This window comes from Sorangium sp. So ce834 (assembly GCF_051521425.1).
GTDB classification, from domain to species: domain Bacteria; phylum Myxococcota_A; class Polyangia; order Polyangiales; family Polyangiaceae; genus Sorangium; species Sorangium cellulosum_D.
Genome location: NZ_CP150351.1, coordinates 7,133,350 through 7,146,499, shown reverse-complemented (window position 1 = coordinate 7,146,499; position 13,150 = coordinate 7,133,350). Strand labels below are relative to the sequence as shown.

General features: G+C 73.8%; 10 protein-coding genes. All 10 read right to left on the bottom strand.

The genetic code is table 11. The annotated features are described in order from the left end of the window. Positions 1-67: 67 nt before the first annotated feature. Positions 68-472, bottom strand: coding sequence for a hypothetical protein (locus WMF20_RS25605; RefSeq protein WP_437604577.1), 405 nt, complete (start codon positions 470-472; stop codon positions 68-70). Then, positions 465-1,475 (bottom strand): hypothetical protein, encoded by a 1,011-nt coding sequence (locus WMF20_RS25600; protein WP_437604576.1) that lies wholly within the window; start codon positions 1,473-1,475, stop codon positions 465-467. Before WMF20_RS25600 ends, WMF20_RS25605 begins: the two co-directional genes overlap by 8 nt. Next, a complete protein-coding gene (locus WMF20_RS25595) occupies positions 1,472-1,792 on the bottom strand; it encodes a hypothetical protein (RefSeq protein ID WP_437604575.1) in 321 nt (106 codons plus the stop codon). Before WMF20_RS25595 ends, WMF20_RS25600 begins: the two co-directional genes overlap by 4 nt. Next, positions 1,789-2,619: a hypothetical protein gene (locus WMF20_RS25590; RefSeq protein WP_437604574.1), complete on the bottom strand. Its 831-nt coding sequence runs from the start codon at positions 2,617-2,619 to the stop codon at positions 1,789-1,791. The genes WMF20_RS25595 and WMF20_RS25590 overlap by 4 nt, the downstream gene beginning before the upstream one ends. A gap of 4 nt (positions 2,620-2,623) precedes the next feature. Beyond that, a complete protein-coding gene (locus WMF20_RS25585; RefSeq protein WP_437604573.1) occupies positions 2,624-3,814 on the bottom strand; it encodes a polyprenyl synthetase family protein in 1,191 nt (396 codons plus the stop codon). 16 nt (positions 3,815-3,830) lie between these two features. Further along, positions 3,831-5,384: a sigma 54-interacting transcriptional regulator gene (locus WMF20_RS25580; protein ID WP_237244111.1), complete on the bottom strand. Its 1,554-nt coding sequence runs from the start codon at positions 5,382-5,384 to the stop codon at positions 3,831-3,833. Positions 5,385-6,172: 788 nt separating this feature from the next. Next, entirely contained in the window at positions 6,173-6,961 is a 789-nt protein-coding gene (locus tag WMF20_RS25575) for a lysophospholipid acyltransferase family protein (RefSeq protein WP_437604572.1), read from the bottom strand. Next, the gene (locus WMF20_RS25570) at positions 6,958-10,728 is read right to left on the bottom strand and encodes a serine/threonine-protein kinase (RefSeq protein WP_437604571.1); all 3,771 of its coding nucleotides are present in this window, start codon (positions 10,726-10,728) and stop codon (positions 6,958-6,960) included. Before WMF20_RS25570 ends, WMF20_RS25575 begins: the two co-directional genes overlap by 4 nt. Before the next feature lie 363 nt (positions 10,729-11,091). Next, positions 11,092-12,390 (bottom strand): hypothetical protein, encoded by a 1,299-nt coding sequence (locus WMF20_RS25565; RefSeq protein WP_437604570.1) that lies wholly within the window; start codon positions 12,388-12,390, stop codon positions 11,092-11,094. A 268-nt stretch (positions 12,391-12,658) separates the two neighbouring features. After that, positions 12,659-13,003, bottom strand: a complete 345-nt coding sequence (locus WMF20_RS25560; RefSeq protein WP_129576857.1) for a DUF433 domain-containing protein — start codon at positions 13,001-13,003, stop codon at positions 12,659-12,661. Positions 13,004-13,150: the final 147 nt, after the last annotated feature.

Genomic DNA, 13,150 nt, shown 5'->3' with positions numbered 1-13,150 from the left:
ACCAGATTTTTTCGCTGTTTTTGCGCCGGGCCCTGCCCTCGGCTTCCGCTCCGCTGTCTCTCGCCGCTCATTTCCCGCCCTCCAGCTCCAGGCGGAGCTCCTCCGCCTCGTCGATCCGCAACAGCGCTCCCACGAAGACCTCGAACGCGCGGAGTCCCCGCGAGAGGTCCTCCACCTTCCCGGCGAGGCCGACCGCCCCGCTTCGCAGCGACTCGCTCAGCGTCCGCTCCCCCGACAGAAGCGCCCGGATGCTCTTCCGGTCCGTCGAGATCCGGATCGCCGCCCGCTCCGCCAAGGGCACCTCGACCACCTCGCGCCCGACGCCGCCGAGCCCCACCGCCGGCTCGGACGCGACGTCCACCGACACCGTGAGCCCCTCGAGGCAGCCCGCCATCGCGGCGCTCGCCTCCGGCTGCCGCTCCGCGATCAGGCGCAGCGCCCGCCGCAGCGTGCGCGTCACCGGCTCAGCCACGGACCACCTCCAGGAGGCACGGGCCATCGAGCTCGACCACCTCTCCGGCGCACACGCCGCGGATCCGGGCGCGCGCGTGGGCCTCGTTCAGCCGCACGACGCCGCGGATATCCATCTCGGAGGGCACGAGGATCTGCCCGCGCACGCCCGCCTCGATCTCCCCCGACAGGGACTCTCCGCCCCGGCTCGCCTCGAACCGCGTCCACCGCGGCACGTCGCGGTCGTGGTCCGGCAAGAGCAGCGCCGCCGCCGCGGGCACGCGCCCCGAAGGCCGCGCATCCACGGCGCCCTCGGTCGTGAAGCGCGCCTCGGTGTTCCGGAAATACCGCACGATCGCCCCGCCCCGCAGGAGGAACACGCTCGTCGCGGTGGTCCGGGTGCGGGCGCGATCGTTCATCCTCGAGAAGACCACCGTCCACGGGACGGCCGGATCGCTGGGCACCGCGCAGCCCCATTCCCAGGAGAAATCGCCGCCCCAGCGGAATCGACCCCAGTTGTGGTCGTGGTACGCGGGCCTGTCCTCGAACGAGCGCCGCTGTCCCTCGATCTCCACCCAGCCCGACGCCAGGAGCCGCGGCACGAGACACCAGCTCAGGTGAGCCCCGGGCCCGAGGCGGATGTCGTGGCTGAGCGAGGGCACCGACGCGGGCGCGAGGACGACCTCCATCCGCGCGCCGTCACCGTGGTTCACGATCTCGTACCGGCCGCCGCGCCACCGCATCGCGGCGCGATCGAACGTCGCGTCCATGCGGCCAGGGCGCACCTCGGGCCTCGGGCACCGCGCCACGTGCCCCCGCCACGCTTGCCGGCAGACGACCGTGATCGCCTTTCCCGCGCCGCCGCCCTCCAGGCTGAGGTTGAAGAGCGACGTCCAGTCCTCGCCGAAGACGACGAAGTGCTGCCACTCCTTGTAGTCTCGCCTCGCCTCGAGCTCGAACGGCAGACCGCGCCACGGATCGGCGTCCGCGGCGAGGGCGCTGAGCCGCGCGGCGGAGAGGCTCACCGGAGGAGATCTTCCACCGGCCGGACGGGCACCCCTGCGGGGGGCGGCCCCTCCGGGGGCGACGCGCCCTCGGCCCACGTCTCCGCGATCCGCTGCACGCGCCCGCTCAGCGACAGGACCCCGAGCAGCGCGAGCAGCACCGCGTCCTCCGCCTCGCCGTCCCCGGAGACTGGCCCGCCGTCGCCGCCGGGTCGGCCCGCCGCGGCCGCCAGGCCCGCGAGCGACGCGATCTCCCGGCTCGCGCCGAGCAGCCCGAGCACGGCGTGCAGGAACCCGTCGTGCGTGTCGAAATCGAGCTCGGGCGCGATGACGCTCACGGCCGGTCTCCGGCGCCGCCCAGGTCCGACAGCACGCCCTCGAGATCGCGATCGAGGGCGCGCAGGAAGGCGTCCACGTAGGCCGAGGGCACCGCGCCGCCTTCCTCGCTCACGATCCCGCCGGACAGGCCCTCGAAGAGGGTGCGCGCGCGGGCGAGCAGCGGAGAGCCCGCGAGGCGCCGCTTCCAGGAGCGACCCTCGTCGGTCTCCGAGAACCGCCGGCCCTCCCGGACGAGCGCGTGGAAGGCCGCCTGTCCGGCGAGAGGGTACTTGACGAGGAGCGCCTGGGCCGCGCGCAGGCGCTCCAGCACGGCGTCGCCAGCCTCCGCCTCGCCGCGGGCCCGCCGCGCGAGCGCCTCGTCGAACTCCCGGCTGTAGCGGATCAGGAGGCGCTGGTAGTCGCCGAGCGCGCCCAGGAGGGCAGCCAGGATCGCGTCCCGCTCGCCGCCGGGCGGGGCGCCGGCGCTGGGCTCGAGTCCGCGCTCGGCCCGGGGCTCGCGGCCGATCGACGGCTCCGCGGGCATTTCCAGGGGCTCGGCCACCGGCGGATCGACCGAGAAATCCGGGAACTCGTCCTCGCCGTCGCGCGCGCCGCGGGCGGCCGCGGGCGCGCCGGCCTCGCGCGCGCCGCCGGCAGCCCTGGGGGCGCCTGCCTCGCGCGCGCCGCCGGCAGCCCCGGGCGCGCCGGCTTCGCGTGCGAACCTCGCGAGCCGCGCCTCGGGGCCGTCGTTCGCGCTGGCCCCGCTCTGAACGCGGCAGAGCGCCTCGAACATCGCCTGAATGTCGACGGCCTGGGCCTCGGCCAGGCCGTCCTTTCGAACCGACATCGCTTCACCACGTCCGCTGGACGACATAGTCCTTGAGCCAGCCGATGAACCGCTTGTGAACGGAGTCGGCCAGCACCTCCGCGAGCTCTCGCCACCGCACCTCGGCCGACGCCGCGTGACGCCCCGCCACCCCGCGGGCGTGCTCGATGCCTCCGTGATCGTCGATCAGCCGCCACAGGAACCGCACGTCGTCCTCCGTCTTCTCGCCCGACGACGCGGCCCGGCGGTCGAGATACCGCATCATCGCGGCGCGACCGGCCTCATCGATGATCCGCTCCTCCACCATCCCTCTCAGCAGATCCGCGAGCCCGGCCTCCGGCGATCCGGCGGCCGGTCGCGGCTTGCGCAGGATCCGTAACGCCTCCTCGCGGTCGGCCTCCCGGGCGGAGCGGAGCGCGTGGAGCAGCATGAGCGTTCGCTTGCCCTCCCAGAGATCGCCGGCGAGCTCTTTGCCGTAATCGGCGCGCCCCTCCTCGAGGTTGAGGAGATCGTCCTGGATCTGAAAGGCGAGGCCGAGGCTCTCCAGGAACGACACGAGGAGCGCCTCCAGGCGCGGCTCCGCCCCGGCCACCGCCGCCCCCACGAGGCCCGGCGCGACGAAGCTGTAGCTGCACGTCTTTCGCCGCACCATCGACTCGTAGTCCGCGTCGGTGAGCTGCCATGTCCCCTCGTCGATCCACGAGAGCTCCTGCGCCTGCCCCTCGAACGACTCGATGACGGCGCGGGCGTAGACGTCGAGGATGCGCAGGGCCCGGCCGAGGCCGAGCCGGTCGGTGTTGGCCAGCAGGGGACCGAGCGTGAGCGCGAGGAGGCCGTCACCGCAGTTGACCGCCGCGGGGACGCCGTGGGTCCGGTGGAGCGCGGGCCCACCCCGCCGGGTGAGCGAGCCATCCTCGATGTCGTCATGGATGAGAAAGGCGTTATGGTACATCTCGACCACCGCGGCCGACGGGAGGACCTCCTCGCGCTCCCCGCCGAGCGCGCGGCAGACGGCGATGCACAGCGCGGGACGCAGCCCCTTCGCGCGGCGCAGCGGATAATCCAGCATCAGCCGGTAGGCCCGATCGTCCCCCGGGGAGCCCGCGCGGATGATGCGGCGGATTTCCTCGAGGACGAGCTCCCTGTGCTCCTCCAGGTACACCGCGCCGAGGTCCGGCTGCGGGCCGGGCGCCGCCCCGGGGGAGGAGCCCTGCACGGAGAGAGCCGCCGCGCTAGACACCTTTCGGTCGCTCCAGCCCGAGCCCTCGAATCAGGTTGTAGACGTGCGACCGCGCGATGTCGAGCCGCGCCGCGGCTTCAGAGACGTTCCAGCCGCCCTCGTCCAGCACGCGGCGGACGAAGCGCGCCTGGAACGCCCGCGTGGCCGCCTGGAGGGTCGGCTGTCCCGTGAGCCAGTCTCCGCGCTCTCCGGCGTCGCCGCGCTCTCCGGCGTCGCCGCGGGCCGGCTCGGGCTCGGGGAAGAAATGCCGCTGCTCGACGCGCAGCACGCCGTCCGCCGCGGCCCGGATGACGGCGGCCTCCACCGCGTGGGCCAGCTCGCGGATGTTGCCGGGCCACTCGGCGTTCTCGACGGCCCGCAGCGCGCCGACCGACAGCTCGAGCCGCGGGAGGTTGTACGTGCGCACGGCCTGCTCGCAGAAGTGGGCCGCGAGCTCCGGCACATCCTCGCGGCGCTCGGCGAGGGAGGGCACCCGGACCGGGAGCACCTGGAGGCGATAGAACAGGTCCTCTCGAAAGGCCTTCTTCGCCGCGGCGGCGCGCAGGTCGGCGTTCGTGGCGGCCACGATGCGCACGTCCGCGCTCACCGCCTTGGACCCGCCGAGCGGGAAGTACTCTTTCGACTGGAGGAGCTGGAGGAGCGCCGCCTGGGCCGTCAAGCTGAGCTCCGCGACCTCGTCGAGGAACAGCGTCCCCCCCTCGGCCGCCTCGACCTTGCCCGGGACTCTGCGGCTCGCCGTCGAGTGCGCGCCCGGCATGGCGCCGAAGAGCTCGCTCTCGATGAGGGCCTCCGGGAGGGCGCCGCAGTTGATCTCGACGAAGGGCCTGCCGGCCCGAGGGCTGTTGTCGTGGAGGACGCGGGCGACGGCGGTCTTGCCGCTCCCCGTGGGCCCCGTCAGGAGGACGCTCACGTCGAGCGGCGCGACGAGGGCGAGCTGCTGGAAGAGCCGAGCGAGCGCGGGGCTCCTCCCGCGGATTCCGTCCGCGCGCAGCTTCTTTCGAAGAGGCAGCGTGGGGTCCGCCGACTCGGCGGTTCGCCGCCGCAGGAGCAGGCGATCGGCGAGCGTGGCGACGTGGCGCGCCAAGAGCTCGACGTGCGCCCGGTCCTCGTCCCGAAAGGGCCCCGGCTGCATGCGATCCTGCAGGTAGAGGACGCCGAGCGGCGGGTCGGCGCCGATGGGCGCGCAGAGCACCGCCTCGATGCGGTTCGCGCGCACGCTGCCCCGGTCGCGAAAGCGGGGGTCGTTGAGCGCCGAGCTGGTCACGATCGTCTGCCCCGAGGCGATGGCCTGCGCGATCACGCCGCGCGAGATCGCCGCGCGCACGCCGGCGACGTCCTCTTCGGTGCAGCCGCGGGCCATCCAGAACGGCGCCCCCCCGGCGTCGGCGCCATCGTCCCGGATCTCCAGATAGCCGCGGCGAGCGCCGGCGATGTCGACGATCAGCGCGAGCGCCTCTTCGAGAAAGGGCTCGATCTCGTTGTTCGCGCCGAGGTCCAGGAGCTTCCGGTAGAGGTCCCGCTCGCGCCGCACGCGATCCACATCCACTGGCTCTGATACAGCCGCTGGTGGACCGGAACCCTGGTATGCCATTTCGACAATCTACCGGACGGCCGACGCGCTTGGAAGCCCCGCCGTGGGCGGGAAGCGGCGGCGACGGCGGTGATGGCTGCCTGGGTAGACCCGGCGCTTCCCGTACGCCCGGCGGCGCGGGCGAGGGCCGCTCACCCGCAATTTCCGCGCAATTTCCGCGCAATTTCCGGACGAGCGGCGGGAGCTCCAGGTGGGGCGCCAAGCTTTGGGCACATTGAAAGCGGTCGGGGCGCAGGGGCCGATACCCGAGCGCAGCGCCTGCAGGCCCCGCTCGCGGCGCGGTGTGAGGCGCGTCATGCGAAGGCGAGCCTCCGAGAAGATCGAATCGAGTCGTTCTCGATGGACCATGATTGTCCTCTGATAGCCGCGCTCACTCGACGCGCATGCCGACGAAGGAGCGCTATGGTGCATCGGACATCCATTGTGGCCGCTATGCGTGGAACGATTGAAACATCGCGCCGAGAGGCAGGTCCTGGAGCACCAGGTTGGTGAATCTATCCCTCGGCCTTCGGCTGTCGTTCGACGCCGAGGTGAATCTCGGTGGGGCCGTGGCGTCATGCAACGTGTCGCCGCGCTTCCTCCGGCTGGGCGTTCGCTCCGGACGCGAGCTTCGCCGTGCTGTAGCGGTGTCTCGCCTCGCGCGCTCCTCGTCGCGCCCCGCCGCGCGACGACATCCCTGCTGCGGTGTATCCACGCACGCTCAGCCAGCGTGGACGCCGCTCATGCATGCCTCCCCCCGCGGCTCACCCGCCCCCCGTCTCGCCCGCCCCGCGGAGCGCCGGCGGCAGCGCCGACGCCACCGCGGCCCGGCACGCCTCCATCGAGGCGCGGAGCTCCTCGAGCGACGGCCCGGGCGGATCGAGCGGCGGGTGCACGACGACCCGCACGACGCCGGGCGCGGCGGCGTAGCGGCCCTTCGGCTGGAGCGCGCCCGCGCCAACGATGGTCACCGGCAGCACGCGCGCGCCCGCGGCCCCGGCGACCCGGAAGGCACCCAGCCGGAAAGGCAAGAGCCCGCCGGTCGCGCTCCGCGTGCCCTCGGGGAAGAACACCGTCGACCACCGCTGCATCAGGTTGCGCTGCGCCGCGCCGAGATCCGCCACGGCGCCGCGGGCGCGCCGCCGATCGACCGGCGTGTGGCCGTAGAGGCGCATGCCCCAGCCGAGCACCGGCACCCGGAACAGCGCGCGCTTCGCCAGGAAGCGGAACGGCGCGCGCGCCTGCAGCGCCACGAGCAACGCGAGGATGTCGAGCGTGCTCTGGTGGTTCGCCGCGATCACGTAGCGCTCGCCCGGCCGCACGTGCTCGGCCCCCTCGGCCTCGACGCGCACGCCGACGAGCCAGAGCGCCCCGGCCGCCCACACCACCGAGAGGCGGTCGTGCATCCGCTGCCGGGGATCGAAGGGGAAGCAGAGCAGGCCGACCGGGAGCAGCACGACCAGGAACAGCATCGCCCAGGCGTGGGCGAGCGCCGTGCGCGCGACCTCGATCGGACCGGCCGGCGCCACGGCGGCGCCCCCCTCCGCGGTCACTTCGCGACCGGCGGGGCCTCCGGCCCGTCGAAGCGCGGGACGAAGCCCTCCACCGAGGCGAGCGTCTCGAGCAACGTCACGTGGCGCAGCCGCGGGATCGCCACGTGCGTCCGCGCGCCCAGGTCGTCCTCCGTGATCGCGAGCGTCGCCGCCGCCGCGAGCTCCGCCACCGTCGCGCCGACGATCTGCGTCGTGCCCAGGTTGCTCGGCGCCGACGACCGGACCTCGCGCGGCGCGTCGGTCCAGTACGCCCGCGGGTGACCCTGGAACGCCGCCTCGGCCGGAGGCCGCGGCCAGAACGTCGGGTCGACGAGGCCGAGCTCGTCGACGAGCACCTCGCGCTCGGCGCGGACGTCGCGCGCCTCCGCCTCGTCGCCCAGCGCGTCGAACGCCTCGGCGCAGCGCTCGAGCGCCGTGACGAGCTGCGTCCGGTTGCCGGAGACGCGGATGAGCTCGAGCGTCTCCCTGGCGTACGCCCGGAGCTCGCCGGCGTCGCGGCCGAGGAGCGCGAGCGCGTGCACCCGGCCGACCCGGCCGAGCCCCACGGCGTACGCGTCGCCCGTCCCCGCCGAGCCGATCTCGATCGCCCGATCGTAGGCGGCGAGCGCCTCGCGGAGCTGGCCCTGCACGAAGAGCACGTCGCCCAGGTACCCCTCGGCCCAGCCGCGCCCCATGCCGATGCCGAGCACGCCGCTCAGGTTGCACGCGTTGGCGATCAGCACCCGCGCCCGCGCCAGGTGGCCCACATGGAACTGGTGCCGGCCCGCGTACATCGTGCCGACATACAGGTAGAGCCCGCTCAGGCCGTGCTCCTCGGCGTACGAGAGGAGCTGCGCGGTCGACCGGACCCCGAGATCCCAGTCGAACCGGCCCTCGGCGAGCACCGCGTAGTAGAACCACGTGCCGAGCAGCCGCACCGGGTCGCGCAGGCGCTCGGCCAGGCGCGCGGCGTCGGCGGCGCTCTGCTCGGCCTCGGCGTAGCAGCCCGCCTGGCTCAGGGCGACGCAGAGGATGCCGCGCGAGTGGCACAGCTCGATGTACTCGCCCGCCGCCTCCGCGAGCTCGCAGCCGCGGCGCAGCGGCTCGGTCGCCGGGCCCACCTTGCCCGCCGCGCACAGCGCGCGCCCGAGGATGTTCGCGGGCAGGCACTGGTACGGGCGGAGCTCGGGGCTCGCGCCGATCGCCGCGAGCGCCTTGCGGCTGTGCGCGACGGCGTCGGCGAACTCCCCCCGGACGTAGTGCACGCGCGACAGCGCGCTGGAGAGCGCCGCCGTGACGAGCGGCGTGTCCGGCAGCGCGCCCTGCGTGCGCCGGAGCAGATCGAGCGGCTCCGCCGTGCTGCCGAGCAGGCACGCGACGCGCGCGAGCTCGTGCGCGCAGCGGGCCCGGAGCTCGATCCGCGCCGGGTCGAGCGGCAGCCGCTCGAGCAGCGCGAGCGCCTGCTTGAGCCGGCGGCTCGCGCCGTGCGGGTCCTGCAGGCGGTCGGCCTCGTTCGCCGCGAGCAGGTACGCCTCCGCGGCGCGGTCGAGCTCGCCGGCGCGCTCGACGTGGTGCGCGAGCGTCCCCGGATCGCCGCCGCGCAGCTCGATGCGCCGCGCGATGCGCCGGTGGACCTCGCCGCGATCCCCGGGCGGCACGCGGGCGGCGAGCTGCTCGCGCGCCGCGTCGTGCGAGAACGACGTGAGGCCCCCGTCCTCGCTCAGGCAGATGTGGTGCGCGGCGGCGTCGCGCAGGGCGCTGTCGACCTCCGCCGGACCGAAGAGGCCGAGCTCGACCAGATCGTCGCGCAGGAACTGGCGGCCGATGAGCGCGGCCACGCCGAGGACCTGGACCGTCGTCGGATCGAGCGCCTCGATGCTGCGGGCGAGGACGTCCGAGACCGAGGCGGGCGCGCGGTAGTGCGCGTCGGCGCGGGAGATCTCGAGCGCGCCGCCGCGGCCGCGCTGCAGGAAGCCCTCGGTCTCCATGTTGCGGACGACCTGGATGTTGAAGAGCGGGTTGCCGGCGGCGAGCAGCGGGACGCGGCGGACGAGCTCCTGCACGAGGTCGTCGCCCGCGCCGCGGCCGAGCGCGGAGATCAGCGCCCGGTTCGCCTCGGGCGGGAGCGGGCCGAGATCGAGGCGCTCGACGCCCTTCCAGGCGAGCCACCCCGCCGAGCGCGGCGTCATCGGCGACGAGCCGGGCGAGCCGCGCAGCCCGGCCGAGGCCGGCGGGGGCAGCGTCGAGCCGGGCGCGCCGCGCCCGGGGAACGGCGGACGGGCCGTGCCGAGCAGCAGGATCGGCCGCTCGCCGAGCTGGTCCGAGATCCGGAGGAGCACGTCCTGCGTCGCCTCGTCGGCCCAGTGGACGTCCTCGATCGCGAGGACCACGGGGATCTCCTCGGCGATCGCGCCGAGCAGCCGCAGCAGGAGATCGGCGATCCAGCGCGTGCCGCCCGGGCCGATGGCGCCGCCCTCGTCGGCGAGCCCGACGGCGCGCATGAGCTCGGGGACGAGCCCTTGGAGCAGGGCGGCGTCGTCGGCGACCACGAGGCTGACCAGCCGGCGGATGCGCGCCGCGCGGCTGTCGTTGTGCCGCTCCAGCCAGAGCGCGACCTGCGTCAGCGCCTCGCGGATCGCGGAGTAGGGGATGAGCCCGGAGAGCTCGCGGCACCTGCCGTAGGCGACGATGGCCGTGCCCGTCTGCTCGACGCTCCGGAGCAGCTCGGCGACGAGGCGGCTCTTGCCGACGCCCGTGTCGCCGACCACCACGGCCGGCCGCGGCTCACCGCACACCGCGCCCTGGATGAGCTCGGCGAGCCGGCCGAGCTCCAGCTCGCGGCCGATGAACGGCGCGTCGTCGAGGGCCTCGGGCGGGGCGGCGTCGCGCTCGCGCTCGGCCGCGTCGGCGGCCGGGGGCTGCGAGGTGCCGTGGAGCGTGACGTAGTAGAGCTCCTTGAGCCGCGCGCAGAGCCGGGCCGCGCTCGAGAAGCGCCGCGCGGGGTCGCGCTGCATGAGCTCGTCGACGAGCGCGACGACCGGCGCCGGCGTCTCCGGGGCCACGGTGGCGAGCGGCACGAGGGTGCCGTAGACCTTCTGGTTGATGACGCTGTCGACGGTGCCGTCCGCGAACGGGAGGCGGCCGGCGAGCAGCTCGTAGAGCACGACGCCGACCGCGTAGAGGTCCATCCGGGGGCTCGGGCGCGCGAGCCCGCCCCGCTTCAGGCACTCGGGCGCGAGGTAGGCGATGGTGCCCGCGTTGACGCGGGCGTGCTCGGGCTGAAAGCTCACCGTGAGCGTGGCCAGGCCGAAGTCGAGGATCTTGAGCCGGGGCTCGTACGGATCGGTGAGGACGATGTTGCTCGGCTTGAGGTCGAGGTGCAGCACGTTGAGCGCGTGGCAGTGGGCGAGCGCCTCGGCCACGCGGCGCGCGATGCGCAGGGCCTCGATCGTGTCGAGCGAGCCCATCCGCGCGAGGTACCTGTCGAGCGTCTCGCCCTGCACGAGCTCCATCGCGAGGTAGAGGCCGATCCCGTCGAGGACGCCATACGAGGAGAGCTTCACCAGCGACGGATGGCGCAGGCGGAGCAGCGCCTCGATCTCGTTCTGCTGGGCGAAGAGCTGCCCGACGTTCTGGGCGCTCACTTCCTTGAAGATCTTGATGGCGGCGACGTTCCCGGACTCGTCGTGGCCGCGGAACACCGCGCCGAAGCCGCCCTCGCCGAGCGGCTCGTCGATCGTGTACTCGCCGATCCTGGCGCCGCGCTCGATCAAGGGACCGCCGACCATCGTACCTGCCCTTCCGAGTACCCCGTCATCACCCGCAGAACCGTCATGATACTCCGGACGCGGCGCCGTGACGGCGCGCAATGGCCACTTTTGCAGCCATCTTGCCAGCTTGCCGCCTCGCGGCGCGCCGCGCCTCGACGGCCTGCTGCATCTTGCCGGGTTCGACAAGAAACGTGCATGTCACGTTCGGGGGGAGATTCCGGTGCTCGCCTGGACGTCCGCGCGCCGCGCGGCGACAAGGAACGTGAGCCGGCACCCAGAGCTGCGCTGTCGACCTCGGGTCGGGGCCGAAAATGACGACGGCGGCGGCACCCCCGGGAGGGGGTGACCGCCGCCGCGTCCGGACTCAAGCCGTTCCGGGGATCAGGTCCCGCCGCTGGCCGAGCCGCTGGCCGAGCCGCTGACGCTGGCGCTGGCCTTGATGTTGACGTCGATCGAGGCCGTCGCGCTGGCCGACGCGTCCACCGCGGCCGCGACGCAGGCGACCGCCTTGCCGCCGGCCTTGAGCGCCGCGTCCTTGACCTCGACGCCCGCCTTGCCGACGCCGGACACGGCCGCCGCCAGCTTCTTGCCGGTCCCGAGCTGGACCTTGGCGATCGCCGGGAGCGACGCCCGGAGCGCGGCGACGAGCTTCTGCGCGTCGGCGTTCACCTTGCCGTTCGCCACGATGCGGACGTTCGGCGCGTCGCACTTCGCCTCGCCGGCCGTCTTCGCGGTGCACTGCATCTGGCAGCTCGGGTCGACGCTCGGGGGCTTGAACTCGCCCGAGCACTTCGGCTCCTTGATCTCGGCGCTGCAGCCGCCCGAGCAGGACCCCGAGCACTTGGCCGAGCCCTTGATCTCGCAGGAGCCCGAGCAGGAGCCGTCGCAGGTGCCGGTGCAGCTGCCCTCGGCCTTGGCGTCGCACTTGCCCTCGCAGGTGCCCGCGCACGCCGCGCCCTTCGAGTCCTTGCCGTCGCACTTGCCGTCGCACTTGCCGCCGCAGGTGCCCTTGAAGCCGGCTTCGCACTTGCCCGAGCAGCTCGCGTTGCAGGTGCCGGAGCACGCCGCGCCGGCGTCGACGGTGCACTTGCCCTTGCACTCGGCGTCACACTTGCCGCTGATCTCGCCGCCCTCGCAGCTCGCCTCGAGCTTGCCGGGCTGCACCGGCGAGCCGCAGTCGCCGAGGCACTTCTGCATGGCCTCGACGTCGGCGTAGCACTTCGGGGGATCGATCTGGACCGCGAGCTTCGCCTCGGCGTTCGCCTTGACGGCGGCGTTCACCTTGGCCGAGACCGCGTTGCAGACCTTCTCGGCGCCCTTGCCGCCGCCCGGCTCGGCCTTGAGCTCCGCGTCGCTCATGCCGAGGTCCTTGCCGAGCTTGCCGCACGAGGCGATGAGATCCGCCTCCAGGTCCGCCGTGAGCTTGTCGAGCGAGGCCGCGGCCTGGAGGAAGCCCTTGATTTTGCCCTCGACATCGGCGCCGCCCTCGAACTTGAGGTCGGCGATACCGCCGTTCTTCAGCTCCTCGCAGCCGCCCGCGGCGGACGCCAGGTCACCGGCGGGCCCGGGCAGGCTGTCCGCGCCGGGGATCCCCTTGCCGCCACAGTTCACGAGGAGAGGCGAAGCCAGCCCGAGCAGGGCCACGGGCATCGCGACCAACTTCCATCGATTGACGCTCATTTCAGAAACCCTCCGGCACCTCGACGGGTACCCCATGGGGCGCGGACCCTACACCAATGGCCGCCACCTTGAAAGCTGGGACAGCCGCGATCCTGCGCGGCCGTCGCTCGCGATGCCGAGCAGCCCGCACGTCGAGCCCCAGCGATGGAGCGCCCTATTGCCCTAAGTCACGATGGCTGTAAAGAAACAAGCTGAGCGCGCCGAGCGGGGATGTGCGGCGGAGCGGCGCGCCTCGCGCGCCTCGCGCGCCTCGCGCGCCTCGCCCTGATTACTCGTCGCCTTCGTCGAAGGGGAGGTTGAGCTGCGCGAGCGGGCGCGCGCCGACCGTGGGCCCGCCCTTCTTCTCGAAGAGCGCCTGCTCGCGGGCGATGTCGGCCTCGATGAGGTCCTGGTTGTCGTAGGCGAACGCGAGCGCGTCGAGCACGCGCGCGGGCCCGAGGTTCGGGTACCGCTTGAGCAGCGTCTCGACCGACGCGCCGCCGCGGTGCCACGCCCAGAGCCGCCGCACCGGGACGCGCGACCCGGCGACGTGCGGGCTCCCGGCGAGCACCTGGCTGTCGCACCGCACGTGAGGGTGGGGGACGCGGATTCGCGGGAGCACCGGCGCGGCCATCGCGCGGGGGAGCCTAGTACCGGTCGCGATCGGATGGAAGGGCGCCGCGAGCCGGCGGACACGCTCGGCGCCGCCGCGCGCCCGGCCCGCACGCCCGCGCGAAGCCGTCGCCGCGGCGGCGCGGCGACGGCGACGCGCGTCGTTCCG